This is a genomic window from Kitasatospora sp. NPDC051984 (assembly GCF_044593455.1).
Lineage (GTDB): Bacteria > Actinomycetota > Actinomycetes > Streptomycetales > Streptomycetaceae > Kitasatospora.
Genome location: NZ_JBIUCB010000002.1, coordinates 482,865 through 500,982 on the forward strand (window position 1 = coordinate 482,865; position 18,118 = coordinate 500,982).

General features: G+C 72.0%; 13 protein-coding genes and 1 pseudogene. 3 read left to right on the forward strand and 11 right to left on the reverse strand.

The window, feature by feature from the left end:
• Positions 1 to 93: 93 nt before the first annotated feature.
• The 5 genes and pseudogenes from ACIHEI_RS06065 to ACIHEI_RS06085 form a co-directional block, all read right to left on the reverse strand.
• A complete protein-coding gene (locus ACIHEI_RS06065) occupies positions 94 to 1,554 on the reverse strand; it encodes a hypothetical protein (RefSeq protein ID WP_396605792.1) in 1,461 nt (486 codons plus the stop codon).
• 999 nt (positions 1,555 to 2,553) lie between these two features.
• Entirely contained in the window at positions 2,554 to 3,015 is a 462-nt protein-coding gene (locus tag ACIHEI_RS06070) for a hypothetical protein (protein ID WP_396605793.1), read from the reverse strand.
• Positions 3,016 to 3,449: 434 nt separating this feature from the next.
• On the reverse strand, positions 3,450 to 5,000 hold the full coding sequence (locus tag ACIHEI_RS06075) for a serine/threonine-protein kinase (RefSeq protein WP_396605794.1): 1,551 nt from the start codon (positions 4,998 to 5,000) through the stop codon (positions 3,450 to 3,452).
• Positions 4,997 to 5,749, reverse strand: a complete 753-nt coding sequence (locus ACIHEI_RS06080) for a hypothetical protein (RefSeq protein ID WP_396605876.1) — start codon at positions 5,747 to 5,749, stop codon at positions 4,997 to 4,999. Before ACIHEI_RS06080 ends, ACIHEI_RS06075 begins: the two co-directional genes overlap by 4 nt.
• A 187-nt stretch (positions 5,750 to 5,936) precedes the next feature.
• Positions 5,937 to 6,587, reverse strand: a pseudogene (locus ACIHEI_RS06085) (serine/threonine-protein kinase); the annotation flags it as partial.
• Between the two features lie 1,141 nt (positions 6,588 to 7,728).
• Here ACIHEI_RS06085 and ACIHEI_RS06090 point away from each other — a divergent pair.
• From ACIHEI_RS06090 to ACIHEI_RS06100, 3 genes are all read left to right on the forward strand, one after another.
• Positions 7,729 to 9,012, forward strand: coding sequence for a serine hydrolase domain-containing protein (locus ACIHEI_RS06090; protein ID WP_396605795.1), 1,284 nt, complete (start codon positions 7,729 to 7,731; stop codon positions 9,010 to 9,012).
• A gap of 596 nt (positions 9,013 to 9,608) precedes the next feature.
• The gene (locus ACIHEI_RS06095) at positions 9,609 to 11,195 is read left to right on the forward strand and encodes an FAD-dependent monooxygenase (RefSeq protein WP_396605796.1); all 1,587 of its coding nucleotides are present in this window, start codon (positions 9,609 to 9,611) and stop codon (positions 11,193 to 11,195) included.
• Positions 11,196 to 11,260: 65 nt separating this feature from the next.
• On the forward strand, positions 11,261 to 11,854 hold the full coding sequence (locus ACIHEI_RS06100) for a transposase (protein WP_396605797.1): 594 nt from the start codon (positions 11,261 to 11,263) through the stop codon (positions 11,852 to 11,854).
• A gap of 179 nt (positions 11,855 to 12,033) precedes the next feature.
• Here ACIHEI_RS06100 and hypE read toward each other — a convergent pair whose 3' ends face one another.
• Genes hypE through hypA form a run of 6 tightly spaced genes read right to left on the reverse strand, consistent with a single transcriptional unit; the run spans position 12,034 to position 18,054 of the window.
• Positions 12,034 to 13,128: a hydrogenase expression/formation protein HypE gene (hypE, locus tag ACIHEI_RS06105; protein WP_392950558.1), complete on the reverse strand. Its 1,095-nt coding sequence runs from the start codon at positions 13,126 to 13,128 to the stop codon at positions 12,034 to 12,036.
• A gap of 7 nt (positions 13,129 to 13,135) precedes the next feature.
• Positions 13,136 to 14,260 (reverse strand): hydrogenase formation protein HypD, encoded by a 1,125-nt coding sequence (gene hypD / locus ACIHEI_RS06110; protein ID WP_396605798.1) that lies wholly within the window; start codon positions 14,258 to 14,260, stop codon positions 13,136 to 13,138.
• Complete coding sequence (locus ACIHEI_RS06115; RefSeq protein ID WP_189272948.1) at positions 14,257 to 14,547, reverse strand: HypC/HybG/HupF family hydrogenase formation chaperone; 291 nt, start codon at positions 14,545 to 14,547, stop codon at positions 14,257 to 14,259. The genes hypD and ACIHEI_RS06115 overlap by 4 nt, the downstream gene beginning before the upstream one ends.
• Before the next feature lie 13 nt (positions 14,548 to 14,560).
• On the reverse strand, positions 14,561 to 16,855 hold the full coding sequence (gene hypF / locus ACIHEI_RS06120; protein ID WP_396605799.1) for a carbamoyltransferase HypF: 2,295 nt from the start codon (positions 16,853 to 16,855) through the stop codon (positions 14,561 to 14,563).
• 47 nt (positions 16,856 to 16,902) lie between these two features.
• Positions 16,903 to 17,667 (reverse strand): hydrogenase nickel incorporation protein HypB, encoded by a 765-nt coding sequence (gene hypB, locus ACIHEI_RS06125; protein WP_396605800.1) that lies wholly within the window; start codon positions 17,665 to 17,667, stop codon positions 16,903 to 16,905.
• A gap of 6 nt (positions 17,668 to 17,673) precedes the next feature.
• Positions 17,674 to 18,054, reverse strand: a complete 381-nt coding sequence (gene hypA / locus ACIHEI_RS06130) for a hydrogenase maturation nickel metallochaperone HypA (protein ID WP_396605801.1) — start codon at positions 18,052 to 18,054, stop codon at positions 17,674 to 17,676.
• Between the last annotated feature and the right edge of the window lie 64 nt (positions 18,055 to 18,118).

Here is an 18,118-nt window from a genome sequence, read left to right on the forward strand (position 1 = left end):
CTTCGCTCATCAAGCCCTGCCCACTCCTCGCCGGGCGTCTTCGCGGGGTCCGGACCCGCTCCTTCCTGCATGGTGTCGCCTCGGACGGGCCGGTCAGGAGTGGGCGCCCCCGCCCGGCTCGCCCTCGGCTTCGGTCGCGAGGGATCCGCCGTTCCGGATCCGGTGCACCATCAGGCTGCGGAGGGCGCGAAGGTGGGGCGTCTCGCCGGGCAACGCGGAGATCGTTTCCCCGGTGCGGAGGACGACGCCGACCTCGTGGTCGGCCGTGGTGACGTGGTGGATGTCCCGCCACGGGTGCGCCGTGCCGTCGACGGTCAACGCGGCGGCGCTCAGGGTGAATTGGCCGTAGGTGACCGACTCTCCCCGGTCGAGTCGCTCCTGGGCCCGCGGGACTTCGTAGGCCGCGAGCAGCTCGGCGAACCGGTCCGCCTCCCGCTGCCCGAGGAATCCGAGCAGTTTGGTGCCGGCGGGGGAACGCAGCTCCAGGCAGCGGTGGTAGGAGGTTCGTGAACTGCTCCCTTGGCCACTGCTGCTCCTCAGGGCCCGCATGAACTCGAAGGGGACGACGTCCTGCCAGGAATGAGGTTCGCATCCCCGCTCGGAGGCGATGACCATGCCGGACTCGTACCCGTACACGATGGGCGCCCTGGCGGTGTCGCGTCTGTCGCGTCGGACCGTGAGCACCACGACGGCCACCGCCGCGACAAGGAGGACGACTCCCACCAGGCTCGGGGCCGACCCGAAGCCCGTGGCCGCCACCAGGGAGACCCCGAAAACGATGAGCAGGACCGCGCCCATGCACCCGCCGACGAAGACGGCACTGCCCGGCATCTTCTTCCTGGCGACGAACGAACCGAACCCCTCCGCTTCGGCCACGCTCCGCGCCTCCGGCGTATCCTGCTCCGGCTCAGGTGCGTAACCGTCGCGACCAAGCCGAGCGAGGTCCCGTTCACCGTCCACCAGCCCCCACGCCGCCCCAGCGGCCGTCAGCGCGGAGAGCACGATGCCGACCCACAGGAGCCTGTAGTCCTGGTCCGCCCTCCCCAGGTCTCCCGGGTGGGCCGGGTCTACCCGCAACGTCACGGGAAGAGACCCCCCGAAGTTGCCGTCGCCGAGGTACTCCCGCCCGTTCACGACGTAGGAGTAGTGGCACTTCTGCCCGTGCTCACCGGAGTCCTCGCACTCCACCGTCAGGGCCTGGACCCGAAGCGTCGCGGTGCCGTCGAGGTCACGGCCGTGGAACCAGACGCTGACGGTCAGCGCGAAGGCCACCGCCGCGACGCACAGCACCAGGACCCAGGCGAAGGCGAGGACGGCGGTCGCCCGCCTCTTCACCTCGTCGGCCGGCACCTCGCGGATGCGCCGGGGCCACGCCACGGCCACCGCGACGAGGCCGAGGCCCGTGATCAGCCAACCCGCTTTCCACTGCGGCGAGAACCACGTCCCCGACGCGGTGGCGAGAGCCCCGGCCACCACCACGCACACCGCGGCCACCGCCGCACCGCGCACCGGACCCGGCTCGGCCGACTTCCCCGTACTTTCCTGATCGGTCACAGGATCTCCAAGGTGAGTGCACATCGCCGGGCATTCGCGGGTGCCGCGAGTCGGGGTACCGATCTCAGGCGTTTCAGCGCGACCAGGCGCAACAGGTCGGATTCCCGGCGGCTCTCGACTTCTCCTCGACCGCTTCGCCGCTCACCCCAATGCCCCTCCGCCGTAAGGCAGTTGTGGCAGCCTGGCGCTCGGACAACAACGCGACTCGCCGTCACGGACACTACTGGAAGCCATGCCAGTGGTGGAAGTGGTTCCAGTACCGGGCGAGTGTGAAGTCGGCCCCAGCGAAAGAATCCTCCGAACGACACGGCAGGCGATCGTCGAAGCTGCCGAAGCCCTCCTCGTCGCGGGCGGACCGGCGCCCGTGGCCGGGCCCTGGTCGCCCGAGAGCTCTACCTGCCCAAGTCCCGGGCCGCGGACCGGGACCGCTGCCGCGCGACGAAGATCCCCGATGAACGGAACTTCCACACCAAGGGCGACCTGACCAAGGCCATGGTGCTGCGTGCGCTTGCCTCCGAGCTGCCCAATCGCCTGGGTCACCGCGGACTCGGCCTACGGGCAGGGGGCCGCTTCCGGCGCCTGCCCGAACAGTCCGGCGTCGGCCATGTCCTGGCAGTGCCCAAATCCCAGTTCAGCGCAGGCTGTCCACGGATCGACCGGCTGTTCGCCCAGGCCCCGGCCGAGGCTTGGGAACGGATCTCGTGCGGCAACGGCGCCAAGGGCCCGCGCGTCTACCGCTGGGCGGCCGTCCGGCTGCCCGCCGTGGCCGAGTACGACTACCAGGACGAGACCCAGGTCCGCCGGCGATGGGCACTGCCTGACCAAGCCCGACGAGATCGCCTACTACCTTGCTTACTCACAACTCGACACGACCGTCGAGTAGTTGGTGCGAATCGCCGGGACGTGCCGGTCGGCCTTCGGTTGACCTCCGTGACGGCGCGCACCTCCAGCGCGGACACCCGGGCGGCATAGAGCAGACCCTGCCATCGTTCGGCGGCGTCAGCGGACGAAGATCCGGTGCGGGGTGTTCGTGGTGGTGGGCTGGTCGCGGTCCACGCGGACGCCCGAATAGGTCTTTGCCCCGCTGCGTACGCCGAAGCTGGTGGCCACGGCGAACAAGCCGGTCACGCCTGCCAAGCCGGCACCCGCGCCGCTGCCGCCGATGAGACAAGCGATGACAACAAGGCCGATCCCCGCCACGAGCAGGAGCCAGCCGAGCGTGCTGCGGGTCCGCTGCTTCTGCGCGGCGGTCGGCTCGGATTCCAGCACGACCTTGATCGGGACGCGGCAGTCTCCGCACACTACGTCGAGAACCACGGACCCCGTTTCCGGGCGTCGGCTCGCGCCGAGCGGGAACAGGTGCCACTGCGACCGATAGGTCGTGCTGCGCAGCCCCTCGGTGCGGATCATGCTCGTTCGGTGGCCCAGGCGAAACTGTGAGATCTCAGTGGGTACGCTCATGGATCTCGCTCCATTCTCCCCGTGCACGGTCCCCCACAAGTCCGCGCGAGTCGCGATGCTAGCAGGCGCGCATGTACACGACGAGGCCATCGGGCAACGCCCAGGCGGCGACCTCAGCCGCCGGCTGGCGGACCAGCGGATAAGGCACTTCGGCTGGTGATCCGGCGCCCCACCGGGTCGACATGCTGGACGCGCTCGGGATGCTGTGGTCGATGCCGGACGCGCGGTCCGAGGCCGGCCTGGACTGGGCCCGGGTCTGGGCAAAGGAGCCTGGCGCCCGTTGCGCCGCCGCCGCCGGTCGCCCGACCCCTGGCGGCACATCCGGCTGCTCCATGCCGAGAACTGCCCCACCCGTTGACGCCCTCCAGGAGCTGGGACACCGCAGTGCGCTGCTGGCAGGGATCAACAAGGTTGAGGGGTGACACGGGAGCGGCTCACGCTCCCGCCGGGATGGCCGCCAGGGTCGCCCTCGCGACGTCCCGGGCCGACGCCTCGCAGTCGGGGTAGGTGCCGCGCTTCAGGTACACCCGGATCACCAGGTTGCCGGCGCGTACGTTGAGCTGGCATTTGGGGCCGGTGGTGGTGGCGTCGAGCCAGTCGGCCTGGTCGCCGAAGCCCAGGCCGGTCTCGGGCCGGTTGCCCGTCCCGGCGAAGTCCTGTTCGGCAGCCCGGGTGCCGTTCTGGGCGCGGGTCGAACGGTACATCTCCCAGGAGACGATGCCGCTCTCGTCCGGGATCGGATCGCCCTGGCGGATGGGGGCCGTGGGGAACCAGTGACACTCGGTCTTGGCGTGGTTCCCGATGTTCGTGTCCGATCCCTTGTCCGCCCGCAGCTGATCCTTCATCGGAATAACGGGCGCCATCTGCGCGCAGGTCGGCATCGTGTAGTAGGCGTCGGGCAGTTCACTGCCGCCGCCCGGCTGACCCAGCAACAGGTAGCCGCCGACGCCGAGTCCGGCCGCGAGCAGCCCGCCCACGACCCACCACCTGATATGGCGTGGGACGCGAGGACGGGGCGGTGGGACGGGGAGGTCGGGCACAGTGCGCAGCGCGGTCGGCGGGGCGGCCTCGGTGGGCGGCACCGGGTGCTCGGCCCCGCCGCTCAACAGCTGCTCGGCGCGGGCCCGCTGCGCCGCCACCATGAGCTGCACGGCGGGTGGCCACGGCTCGGTCGATGGGGGCACCGGCCCGAGCAGGGCCAGTAGTTCGGCCGGCGTGGGGCGGTCGGCCGGCTGCTTGGCCAGGCAGCGCGCGACGATCCCGTGCAGGGCCGGCGGCAGGGCGGTCAGGTCGGGTTCGGTGTGCACGACGTTGTAGAGCGTCTGCAGGACGGATGGGCCGGCGAACGGGCTGTGGCCGGTCGCCGCCAGCGCCAGCACCGAGCCGAGCGAGAAGACGTCGCTCGCCGCGGTCAGCTCCCGGCCGTCCGCCTGCTCCGGCGACATGAACTGCGGAGAACCGATCACCCAGCCGGTGCCGGTGAGCTCGGTGGTCTCCCGCCCCTCCGCCGCGCGCGCGATGCCGAAGTCGATGACCCGGGCCCCGTCCTCGGCGAGCAGCACGTTCTCGGGCTTGAGGTCTCGGTGGACCAGTCCGGCCCGGTGGATCTCCGTCAGGGCCGTTGCCAGGCCGACCGCCAGCCGGTGCAGTGCCGGTTCCGGCAGTGCGCCGGCCTTCCCGACGGCTGCGGCGAGCGACGGGCCGGCCACGAACACGGAGGCCAGCCAAGGCTGTTCGGCGTCCGGGTCGGCGTCCAGTACGGCCGCCGTGTACGCCCCGGAGACCCGGCGGGATGCGGCCACCTCGCGCCGGAAGCGGGCCCGGAAGTCGGGCTCGGCCGCGTGCCGGGCGTGCACCAGCTTCACCGCTGCCGGGCGCCCGTCCGGTGTGACTCCGAGCAGCACCCGGCCCATGCCGCCCCGGCCCAGTTCGGCGAGCAGCACGTACGGTCCGGCCTGCCGGGGCAGTTGGTTCTCTCCGCTCACAGGGCCGCCACCGCCGCCAGGCCCTGGCGGGCCATGTCCTTGGCGAGGTTCTGGCAGACCGCCCCCCTCGGGTAGTGGACGCCCTTGACCATGATGAACATCTCCACGTTGACGTCCCGGACGTACAGCTCGCAGTTGGCGTCATCGGGGGTGGCGTACCACATGCCCTCCTCGCCGACACCGAGGTTCGGGTCGCGCGGGGTCTTGGCGCCGAGGTACATGCCCTCGTAATGCTGCTTCGCGAGTTGGGCACCGGTGAGGCCCCCCGGTCGGGAGAGGAAGAGGTCCCAGTAGACCCCGACCTCGTCGCCCGAGCGGCTGTTCCAGACGCAGGAGTTCGCCGGATGCTGCTGCCCGTCCGGGCCGGGCTCCTGGCCCACGCCGTCACTGTTGCCGCTGGGCACGCCGAAGTCGGCCGGAGCCTTGATGCTGCGGTCGGCCTGCGCGCAGGTGGGGAGGGTCTTGGTGTACTTGTCGGCGACCTCGGCGAGCGGGGTGCTGCCGGGTGTCGGCACGGGGTCGGGGGCCACCGCCTGGTACACCTTGTCCGGGCCGGCTGTCAGCACCACGGCCGCCACTGCGGCGAGCACCACGCAGGACGCGATGACGGGGACGAGCCAGCGGGGGCGGCGGCGCGGGGCGGGGGGCGGCGCGACGGGGGCGGTCATGGTGGGGGCGGTGGCCACGGAGGCGGTCACCGCCGGAGCAGGGGCGGCCATGGTGGGGGCGGTGGCCACAGAGGCGGTCACCGCCGGAGCGGGGGCGGCCGGGGGGCGCGGCCTGCGCCAGCCGGGCCGCGGTGCTTCTCTTCTCTTCGATCTGCGCGTACACGCTCGCCGGCCACGGGCGTGCGGTCGGGGCCAGCGGGCCCACCAGCTCCAGGAGCTGACCGGACGTCGGCCGGTCGGCCGGCTCGTTCGCCAGGCACGGGTCGACGATCCGGCGCAGCCCGGCCGGGACCGCGGCGAGGTCGGGCACGCCGTGCGCGACGGCGTGCATGACGGCGAGCGGCGAGTCACCGGCGTACGGGCTACGGCCGGTGGCGGCCGTGACGAGTGTGACGCCGAGCGAGAAGACGTCGCTCGCCGGCCCCGGCTGCTCGCCGCGCACCTGCTCGGGCGACATGAACGCGGGCGAGCCGATCACCGCTCCCGTGCGGGTGAGCACCGTCTCGTGGTCGGCGGCGCGGGCGATCCCGAAGTCCACCACCCGGACGCCGTCGGCCGTCAGCAGGACGTTCGACGGCTTGAGGTCCCGGTGCACGAGCCCGACCCGGTGCACCTCCGCCAGCGCCTGCGCGAGCCCGGCAGCGAGCAGGCGCACCGTCTGCTCGGGCAGCGCCCCGCCCGCCTCCAGTGCCTCGGCGAGGGTCGGCCCGGCGAGGAAGAGCGAGGCGAGCCAGGGGGTGGGCGCATCGGGGTCGGCGGCGATGACCGGTGCGGCGTACGCCCCGGAGACCCGGCGGGATGCATCCACCTCCCGCCGGAAGCGGGAGCGGAACCCGGGGTCCTCCGCGAGGTCGGCGTGCACCCGCTTGATGGCGACGAGCCGCCCGTCCGGCGCCACCCCGAGCAGTACCTGCCCCATGCCGCCCTGTCCGAGCACCCCGGCCGTGCGAAACGGTCCGATGTGCGTCGGGTCGTGAGATGCCAGTGATTGCACGCCAGGTCCCCCTTGCCCGTGAGTCTAATGCCTTACCGAATTGGCCGCCTGCTTGATGGGTCCCGAGCAGGCGGCCAACTCCTTTCACGCAAAGCAAAGTTGACCCCCAAGCGATTGCTCGCGCGGTTCGCACGGCCTGACGGAGGCCCAGGTGTCACCTCGGCCAGAGATGTCCAATTCCGTCCACATGCGTCCACCGGCAGCCAAAACAGCTGGTCCCGAAATGGTCCCAAGGCCCAGCAACGACCACGGACACGCCGAGCAACAGCACTCCAACCACCACCCGCGGCATCCCGCTGACGCCACCCGAGACAACGGCCTGAAGCGTCGCCTGCTGCGGGGCATCCGGGAGCGGATCAGAACTGCCTACCCGTCGACCACTCGCCGTGATCTTCCGAGCGGCGCGTCGCCCTGCGCGTGTCTCCGCCAGCCAACCAAGGCGCGCTTCGCACGCTCTGCCCACACGCCGAACGGGGTCGCGAACCTTGGTGCCAGAGAGCACCAAGCGCAAGGAGGGGTTCATGGGACAACGTCCACAGCGGAGCAGGGTGTACCGGCGGTGCGGCTGCCCGGACGGCAACGGCAAGCAACTGTGCCCGTGGTGCCCGCAGTTGGCCGTGGACGTGAAGCCCGGCAAGTGCACGCACTGCATCGACCCCGCCCCCGACGAAGGGCGGCGCCGCACCCGCCGGCGGAGCGGGTTCGCCACCCGAGCCGAGGCAGCGCGAAAGATGGCGGCGGTCCTCGACGGCGAACTGCGCGGAGCGTACGAGAACCGGCGCACCACCGTCGCGAGCTTCCTGCGGGAGTGGCTGGCCCTGCAGGAAGTGCGGCTGGCGCCGAAAACGTGCGGCGGCTTTGACCCGCCGCTTCGTGGGGGCGCATCAGGGATCCGTCGGGGGCGGCCGCGACCTGAGGTGGAGTTCTGCGGGCGGGAAGATGGGACTCGGGACGGAGCTGCTCCGGCTCCGAGGAGGACGTCTCCTCCCGCACCGGCCTGACACGCTCTCAATTGCCTTTGTGGTCAATGGTGTTGGTTTCATCGGCCGGTTTCCTGGAGGGTGGCATGGTGGACGGGGCAGCGGGTCCGAGGCTTGGGAAGATCGGGGCGGAGAGCCGGCGGTGGCGTTCGGCGGTCGTGGTGCTCGCCTGCGCGGGCCTGCTGGCGGCCTTCGCGCCGGCCGCCGGTGCGACGGGCACCTCGGCGGCGCCCGACCTGGTGGCGGTGAGCGGGGCGCGGGCCGGGGACGGGGCAGGCATGGACGCGGTGGTCCGGGCCATGGTGCGGGAGGGCGGCGCCTCGGCGACGCTGGCCCGAGTCCGGGAGAACGGCTCCACGGTGTGGAAGGGTGCGGCCGGCGTGGCGGACATGGCCACCGGCGCGCCCGCCGTTCCGGACGGTCGTTTCCGGATCGGCAGCGTCACCAAGACCTTCGTCGCGACGGTGGTCCTCCAGCTGGTCGCGGAACACCGACTCGGCCTCGACGACTCCGTGGAGAGCCACCTGCCGGGCGCGGTACCGAACGGCGCCGGCATCACGGTGCGCCAACTGCTCAACCACACCAGCGGCATCCACGACTACACCGACGACCCGGCGTTCGACATCACCAACCCGGAGACGCTGCGGCGGTGGCTGACGGGCGGACGCTGGACGTCCTACCGTCCGCAGCAGCTCGTGGACATCGCCAACAAGTACCCGCCGTACTTCGCCCCCGGGCAGGGCTGGCACTACTCCAACACCGACTACATCCTCATCGGCATTCTCATCGAGCGCCTCACCGGCCGCAGTTGGGCGCAGGAGGTGACCAGCCGCATCATCCGGCCGCTGGGTCTGACGGACACCTCGATGCCCATCGACTCGCCCTTCGTACCCGGCCCGCACGCGCACGGCTACCTCAAGCTCCCCACCGGCCCGGCCGACGTGACGCTACTCAACCCGTCAGTGGCGGGCGCCGCCGGGGCGGGCATCTCCACCACCGCGGACCTCACCCGCTTCATCGCCGCCCTGCTCGGGGGACGACTGCTCGGCCCGGCCGAACTCGCCGAGATGAAGCGCACCGACGGCGCGAGTGCGGCCGTCGGCTACGGCCTCGGGCTCCAGCGGATGACCATGCCCTGCGGCGAGTTCTGGGGACACGACGGCGGCATCCCCGGCTACAACACCCTGCTGGTCGGCGAGGCCAACGGCCAACGGCAGTTCGCCACCTCGATCAACCGGTACGACATGTCCGACCACGCCGCGATGATCCGAACCTCCAACGCCCTGTACTCCACGGGCATCTGCGGCAACCGCCCTTCGACCTCCTCGCCGTCCACCACAATGCTGCGGCCCGCCGGACCGCTCACCTGACCCCGGAACCCTCGCCATGGCCTGCCTCCTCGAAAAACCGGCTCGTGGTTGACACCGGTGCGCTCACCGGCCGTACGGCTCGTCTCGGAGGCCGCGCCTTCTTCCACGGCGGGTCGGCTGCACCGGGGCGGTGTGCTCGTCGTCCGGGCGGGGGCCGGGTGCGGTTGTAGGTTCCGTGACTCGTTCCGTGACTCTGTGAGCACGGATTCCTGCGCATTCGCCGACATCCGGGCACGGTGAGCAGCGGCGGTGTCGACGGATCTTGAGCATCCGGGGTCTTCCGGGTGATCAGGCCGGTGACAGATGGTGGTGAGTTTCGGCGGTCCCGCACGCTGACGACGCGGGTGGTCCCGGCGCTGCCACGGGCCCGAGGCGAACGAAGAGTGGGGACGTGGCCGTGCACCCGCGTGAGCACGTTCGGATGTATGCCGACGCGCGAACATTGCGGTCGGCCGCAGGGTGCGGATGATTGACCTGATGTCGGTTCAGGTCGACGTCGAGCGTGGCTACGCCACCGGCGCGGCCGAGTTGCCGACCCGGCCTGTCACCGTCACCGAGTGCCCCGACGAACCCGGGGTGGGCAGGAGGAGCTTGACATGCCCGTAGCCAACGCCGGGGCAGACGTATTGATCGTCGGTGGTGGGCCGGTCGGGCTCACCGCCCGGGCGCTTCTGGAGCGCTGGGGTGTGCGGGCACTGCTGGTCGAGAAGCACCGCAAGCTGTCACCGTTTCCCCGGTCCCGGCTGGTCAACGTGCGCTCGATGGAGATCTTTCGCCAGCTCGGGCTTGCCGACAAGATCACGGCCGACGCATTCGCACCGGAATACGGCCGCGTCCGCTTCCGCGACACCCTGCGCGACCGCGACTTCGCCACCGCGGCGATGGTCGGGGTCAACGCGCCGGTTCCGGAGAGCCCCGCAATCGGCGTGGTCACCTCGCAGGATCGGTTGGAACCCACGCTTCTCGCCGCCGCGGACGCGCACATGCGGTTCGGGGTCGAGCTCGTCGATCTGGTCGAGGAAGCCGAGAGCGTCGTGGCCTTGCTCCTCGACCACCAGCGCGGTGAGAAGGTTCGCGTCCGTGCCCGCTATGTCATCGCCGCTGACGGCGCGAGCTCCACGGTCCGGCAACGGCTGGGAATCGACACCACCGGCCCCGGAGCGATCGGGGACTTCACCACCGTCGTGTTCGACGCCGACCTCAGCCGCTGGTGCGCCCGCCAGCCCGCCGGGGTCTACTTCACCGCGCACGGAACGTTCCTCCCGCTCTACCCCGAGGGAGGCTGGGCCTGGTTCGTTCCCACGCCCGAAGACGCTGCTCGGGCCGACTGGGCCGGCCTTGTCTCGCGCGCCCTCGGCGTCGACTCCGGCGTACAAGCCGACGTGTTGCGGGTTCAGCACTGGGTGATGAACGGGTTCGTCGCCGAACGCTTCCGTCACGGCCGGATCCTGCTGGCCGGCGATGCCGCGCATGCGGTGCCCATCATCGGCGGTCTGGGCATGAACGCCGGCGTCGCCGATGTGCACAACCTGTGCTGGAAACTGGCGGGCGTTCTCCAAGGGTGGGCCGAACCAAGCCTGCTGGAAACCTATGAGACGGAGCGACAGCCCGTCGCCCAGCAGACTCTCCACCAAGCCGTGGCCAACACCCAACTGCTGCTCCAAGTACAGAACCGGCGCCGCGAGCAGCTGCGGACCGGCGAAGCAGCACCGGCACAGGTCGAACTTCCGTGGTCGGAGCAGTACTTCGCCCAGCTCGGTCTCGTGCTCGGTGTCACCTACCACTCTGCCGCCGTCCTCACCGACGGCAGCACCCCGCCCGAGCCGTCCGACCCCGGCACGGACTATGTCCCCACCGCAGAGCCGGGCCGTCGCATGCCGCACCTCTGGCTCACCCGCGACCGCTCCACCCTCGACACCCTCGGCGAGTGGTTCACCTTGCTCACCCCGGACCCCACTCACTGGGAGCAACAGACCGCCGCACCATGGCCGCTGCACATCGAGGCCCTTCCCATTGAGCACACCGCTCTCTGCAACCTCCGGCCGCACGGAGCCCTACTCGTCCGCCCCGACGGCCACATCGGCGCCCGCTGGCGGGACCGCCCACCGAGCGACGCCACCCTCCACCGCGCCCTCACCGCAATCACCCGCTCGCCAGCCCCCTGGCAGCCCGGCGCCCGGTGACGCGAACCACCGCCGACCTCAGAGGGCGGTATGTGACGTGATGTCGGTGCTGTCGCCACCGGAACGTGTTCATCCACGACCTCCTGCGCCGGCAGGTCCGCGAGCGCAGGGGCCGATCAGCCGACCCGAGCCTGATCGTCCTCGACACCCAGAGCCTGTACGCGGCACTGGCGTCCCCGCCGACACCACCGGCCGCGGACGCCCACAAGAAAGTCCCAGGCCGCAAGCGGGGCCTGGCAGTTGACGTGCTCGGCCTGGTGATCGCCGTGGTGGTGCCGGCCACGTCCGCCCACGACAACGCCGTCGGCATCGCCCTGGTGGACAAGGTCGCCGCCGACACCGACACGGTGAAGAAGACCCTCGTGGACCAGGGATTCAACCCGCCGTCAGGGGTGCCCGCCGTGGAACCGGACCTGACGGCCGGTCCCGTAGCGGTCGGCGAGTTCGGCCGCCAGGCGGTGGGCGAGCGCGTCGCCGCCGCACACCACCATGTGCCCGCCGGGCTGCGACGGCGCGCCGGAGGGGGTGCGGGGACCGGGCAGCGGGACGGGGCGGTCGCGGTCCGTGGCACCGGGTGGGGTGCTCACCCGGGCAGTCTCCTCACTCGGCCGCCCCAGGTCTCCTCGCGAGCGCGCTTCGTTGATGACCCGTCACATTGAGCGGGTGGGCAGAGGGCCGCTCCGTGCCGGCTCGCGCCCGACGAAGCCGGGCCGGACCGCAGGTACCCGCACCCGTGCAGATGACAGCCGAGAGCACACTCTCCCCGGGCGCCGGTTCCAGCGCGCCGGTGTCCATCCGCACACTGTCCTCGTTCCGGTGGGCAGGCGTTGCTGCGCGATCAGCAGATTCTCGGTAGCTGCTCGCCGATGGGCAGGTCCATCACCCGGGTGGCGCCGAACGCGGTTCGAGCGACGACCATGCCGGGGTGGTCGGGGACGCACTCACCGATCACTGCCGCGCCGGCGCCGAGCGGGTGCGCGCGCATCGCGTCGAGCACGGCGTCGGCGGTCCGGCGGGGCACGAAGGCGACCAGCTTGCCTTCGTTGGCGACGTACAGCGGGTCGAGGCCCAGCACCGCACAGGCGTTCGCCACCTGCGGCGGAATCGGCACCGACCGCTCGTTGACCACGACACCGACCCCGGCGGCCATCGCGATTTCGTTGAGAGCGGCGGCGAGACCGCCGCGGGTGGGATCGCGCAGGACGTGCAGGTCGGGGGTGACGGCGAGCATCGCCTCGACCAGGCCGCCGAGCGAGGCGCAGTCGCTCTCGATCTCGACTCCGAACTCCAGGCCCTCGCGCACGCTCATGATGGCCACGCCGTGCAGGCCGATCTCCCCGCTGACGATCACCACGTCACCGGGAGCGGCCCGCTGCGGCCTGATGTCCACGCCGGCCGGGACCAGCCCGATGCCGGCCGTGTTGAGGTAGATGCCGTCGCCGTGACCGGCCTCGACCACCTTGGTGTCGCCGGTGGCGATCTCCACCCCGGCCGCCCGCGCGGCAGCGCCGACGGCCCGCGCGACCCGGTCGACGGCGGCCATCTCCACTCCCTCTTCAAGGATGAAGCCGCAGGACAGGTAGGCGGGCCGCGCGCCGCTCATCGCGAGGTCGTTGACCGTGCCGTTGACGGCGAGGTCCCCGATGCTGCCGCCGGGGAAGAACAGCGGCCGCACCACGTACGAGTCGGTGGAGAAGGCGAGCCGCGCGCCGCCGAGTTCCAGTACGGCGGAGTCGCCGAGGCCGGCGAGGGCAGGGCCGCCGAACGCGGGGGCGAACAGGTTGGCCACCAGCTCGGCGGACATCGCCCCGCCGCCGCCGTGCCCCATCACCACCCGGGGGTGGTCGCGCAGCGGCAGCGGGCAGGACCACCCTGAGAAGTCGGGCGCCGAGGGCGGCCCGTCGGGCGCGGTGGCCGGCGGCGCGGTGAGAATCTCGATGTCAACCAACGAAGGTCGCCTCCTGGGGAGCGGTCGGCGCGCCCAGTCGCCGGTAGAGGTAGTAGGCCGCGCACGCCCCTTCGCTGGACACCATGGTGGCGCCGAGCGGGGTGCGCGGGGTGCAGAGCGTGCCGAAGGCCTCGCACTCGTTCGGCTTGAGCTGCCCTTGCAGCACCTCGCCGGCCCGGCACTGCGCGGGCTCGCAGGTGGTGATCCCGGAGACGTCGAAGCGGTGCTCGGCGTCGTGGTCGCGGTAGCGCGGGGAGAGCCGCCAGCCGCTCTGCGGGATCACTCCGATGCCGCGCCAGGCCCGGTCGGTCACCTCGAAGACGTCTTCCAGCATGGCCCGGGCCGCCAGGTTGCCCTCGGGGCGGACGGCCCGCGGGTAGGCGTTGTCGACGGTGTGCTCGCCGCGCTCCAACTGCCGTACGGTGCGCCGGATCCCCTCCAGGATGTCGAGCGGTTCGAAGCCGGTGACCACGATCGGCACCCGGTGGCGCTCGGCCAGCGCCGGGTACTCGTCGGTGCCCATCACGCTGCACACGTGCCCGGCGGCCAGGAAGCCCTGCACCCGGCAGTCGGGCGAGGTCATGATGGCCTCGATGGCCGGAGGCACCCGGACGTGCGAGACCAGCATGCTGAAGTTGCGCACGCCCAGCTTCCGGGCCTGGTGGACGGCCATGGCGTTGGGCGGGGCCGTGGTCTCGAAGCCGATGCCGAAGAAGACCACCTCGCGGTCCGGGTTCTCCCGGGCGATCCGCAGCGCGTCGAGCGGCGAGTAGACCACCCGGACGTCGCCGCCCTCGCCGCGGACCCGGAACAGGTCGCGGTCGGTGCCGGGCACCCGCAGCATGTCGCCGAAGGAGCAGAAGATCACCTCGGGCCGGGCTGCGATGGCCAGCGCTCGGTCGATCACCTCGAGCGGGGTGACGCACACCGGGCACCCCGGCCCATGGATCAACTCCACGCCCTCCGGTAGCAGTTGGTCGATGCCGTGCCGGATGATGGTGTGCGTCTGCCCGCCGCAGACCTCCATCAGCGCCCACGGCCGGGTGACCGCCGCGCGGATGTCGGCCAGCAGCCCGCCCGCCAACTCCGGGTTCTGGAACTCCTCCAGGTACCTCACTGCCGCTCCTCCGTCGCGCCCGTTCCTGCCGCCGCCTCCCATGGGTCGCCGAACTCCTCCTGCAGCAGGCCGAGTTCGGCGAAGAGGTCGAGGGTCTTCCGGGCCGACTCCTCGTCCAGCCGCTGCAACGCGAAACCGACGTGCACGATGGCGTACTCACCGACCTCGAGGTCGGGCAGGTACTCCAGGCACACGTCCTTGACCACCCCGCCGAAGTCGACGACCGCCATTCGCGTCCCGTCCCTTTCCGAGATCTCCATCACCCTGCCGGGCACCGCCAGGCACATTCCTTCTCTCCTCTCAACCCGCGCCCGGGCCGCCGGCCCGGGCGGCCACCATCAGCTGGCCGAGCGCCAGCCCGCCGTCGTTGGGGGGCACCCGGCGGTGCCGCAGCACGGTGAAGCCGTCCTCCCGCAGCCCGTGCGCGCAGGCCGACGAGAGCAGCGCGTTGGCGAACACGCCACCGGTCAGGGCGACCGTGTCCGTGCCCTGCTCATCGCGGGCGGCCCGGCACTGAGCGCGCACCAGCTCGGCCACCGCGGCGTGGAACCGGGCGGCGACCAGGCCGCCGGACGCCCCCAGGGCCAGGTCTGCGACCACGGCGGCCAGCACCGGCTCGGGCTCGCCGAGCAGCACGCTGCCGTCGCGCCGGAGCCCGAAGGCGTACCCCTCGGCGGGCCCGTGGGCCAGCGCTGCGGCCTCGAGCTCAATGGCCGCCTGCGCCTCGTACTCGGCCAGCTGGCAGACGCCGGCCAGCGCGGACACCGCGTCGAACAGCCGCCCCATGCTGGAGGTCGGCACGCAGTTCAACGACCGATCCAACTGGGTTTCGAGTACCGCCAGTTCGTCGCGTGGGCAGGCCCGGACCGGCGCCAGGTCCGCCGACCACGGAATGCCCGCCGCCCACAGGTGGGCGAGCGCCATCCGGTACGGCCGGACCACCGCGGCGTCGCCGCCGGGCAGCGGCACGTACGCCAGGTGTCCGAGCCGCCGGAAGCCGTCGTAGTCGGCGAGCAGCACCTCGCCGCCCCAGACGGCGCCGTCGTCGCCGTACCCGGTGCCGTCGAACGCAACCCCGATGACGGGCCGGCTGCCGTCCAGCCCGTGTTCGGCCATGACGGAGGCGATGTGCGCGTGGTGGTGCTGTACCGGCCGCACGCGTGCGTCGCCGAAGGACCGCCGGGCGTGCCGGGCCGACCGGTAGTTGGGGTGCCGGTCCACCGCCAACACCTCGGGCTGGACCCCGGTGACGGCCTCCAGGTGCGCCGTCCCGCGGTCGAAGGCCTCCAGTGTGGCGAGGTCGTCCATGTCCCCGATGTGGCCGGACAGCCAGGCGTAGCCGTCGCGCGCCAGCGCGAAGGTGTTCTTGAGGTCCCCTCCGACGGCCAGCACCGGCCGGACCGGCACGGGAAGCGGCAGCGGCAGCGGCACGTGGCCGCGGGAGCGCCGGACCGGCAGCTGCTCCCCGTCGACCACCCGCACCACCGAGTCCTCGCACGGGACGTGGATGGTCCGGTCGTGCGTCAGCCAGCCGTCCACCAGCGGAGCCAGCCGGTCGAAGGCGTCCTGGTCGTCGGTGACGATCGGCTCGCCGGAGAGGTTGGCGCTGGTCATCACGAGCAGCCCCGGCCCTGGCGGCGCGAGCAGCAGGTGATGCAGCGGGGTGTACGGCAGCATCACGCCGAGGTCGGGGCTGCGGGGCGCAACGGCCTCCAGCGCCGCCACCGACCCCGGCGCCGAGACTCTCGGACCCACGCGGCGGAGCAGCACGATCGGCCGGGCCGCACTTGTGAGCAACTCCTCCTCCACCGGCCCCACCTGCACCAGCCCGGCGAGCTCGGCGAGGTCCCGGGCCATCAACGCGAACGGCTTGGAGCCGCGCCGCTTGCGCCGGCGCAGCCGGGCGACGCTCGGCACGTTCCGCGCGTCGCACGCCAGGTGGTACCCGCCGATGCCCTTGACGGCCAGGATCGCGCCGCCCCGGAGCATCCGGCGGGCCCCGTCGAGGGCGTCCTCGCGGCGGGTCGTCCGGTCACCCGGTACGACGAGGGAGAGTTCGGGCCCGCAGGCGTGGCAGCAGACCGGCTGGGCGTGGAAGCGCCGGTCGGCGGGGTCGGTGTACTCCCGTGCGCAGTCCGGACACATCGGGAAGTCCGCCATGGTGGTGTTGGCGCGGTCGTACGGCAGACCGGTGACGATGGTATGGCGCGGCCCGCAGTTGGTGCAGCTGATGAACGGGTGCCGGTGGCGGCGGTCGTGGGGGTCGGCCAGTTCGGCGAGGCAGTCCGCACAGGTGGCGGTGTCCGGCGGGACCAGGGAGCGCCGCAGGCCGTCGCCGCGGGACGGGGTGATGGCGAAGCCGGTCGCGCCGGTTGGCGGCAACGGCGCATGTTCGACTGCGTCGACGCGTGCCAGCGGCGGCGCGTCACCGGCGACGCGTCGGCAGAACGAATCGAGCGCCTCGGCCTGCCCTTCGATCTCGGCGAGCACCCCTTCGCCAGTGTTGGTGACGGTCCCGGCAAGGCCGAGTTCGGCGGCGAGCGCGAAGACGAACGGCCGGAACCCGACGCCTTGGACGACCCCGCGGACAGCCACCCGCCGCCGCTCCAACCCGGCTGCCGGCGAAGCTTCCTGACCGGCCTTCACAGGTTCTCCGCGGCAGCACCGTCGTGCGAGTGCGCATCCCCGTGGGAGTGCAGGTGCCCGGGCCCGTTCGCCGACGCTCCCGCCATCACCGGCCGGTGCACCTCCGCACCGTCCAGCACGGCGCACGCCCGGTCCAGCAACCCGCCCACGCCCTGCCCGGTCCGGGCCGAGGTGAACACCACCTCCACCCCCGGGTTGACCCGGGCGACGTTGGCCAGGAACGCCGTCTCGTCGAACTCCACCGCCGCAGCGAGGTCGGCTTTCGTCACCAGCACCAGGTTGGCCAGCCCGAACGCGGTGGGGTACTTGAGCGGCTTGTCCTCGCCCTCGGTGACCGAGGCGAGCGCCACCCGCAGCGTTTCGCCGAGGTCGTACGAGGCCGGGCAGACCAGGTTGCCGACGTTCTCCACGAACAGCAGCCGGGTGCCGGCTGGCAACCAGCCGGCCAGCTGCCCGGTGAGCATCTCGGACTCGAGGTGGCACAGCCCGTCGGTGAGCACCTGCTTCACCGGCACGCCCGAACGGGCCAGCCGCAGCGCGTCGTTCTCCGTCGCGAGGTCGGCGGTGAGGGCGGCGACGGCAATCCCGCGGTCCCGGGCCAGGCAGAGTTCGGCCTCGAGCAGCGCGGTCTTCCCGCTGCCGGGGCTGGAGAGCAGGTTCACCGCGACGGTGCCCTGGGCGGCGAGCCGGGCGCGCAGGGCGCGGGCACCGTCGTCGTTCCGGGCCAGGACCGCCTGCCGGAGTTCCACCGTACGACACATGGGAGTTCAGCCTTCCTGTCGGGCTCCGGCGCCCGCCGGGCGCTCGGCCCGTTCAACGCCGATGATCTGCAGCTCGCGGCCGGCCAGCAGTTCGACGCCGGAGCCGTCGCAGTTCGGGCAGCCGAGGTCGGGCGGCATACCGACGGACCATTCGGTTTCGCACCCGAGGCACCTCGCGCGGGCCGGCACCGTCTCGGTCTCCAGGACCGCGCCTTCCAGCAGCGTTCCGGCGCAGGCCAGTTCGAAGCAGAACTCGAGGGCCGAGGGCACCACGCCGGCCAGTTCGCCGACCTGCAGCCGCACCAGGACGACGGCCTCCGTCCCGTGCTCGCGCGCCGCGGCGTCCACCTGTTCGACGACTGCCGCCGCGATCGACATCTCGTGCATGGGCCCCGTTCCCGCTGCTGGGAGGCAACAAGGCTTCATTGAAGAGCGCGGCGGCGGCAGCGGC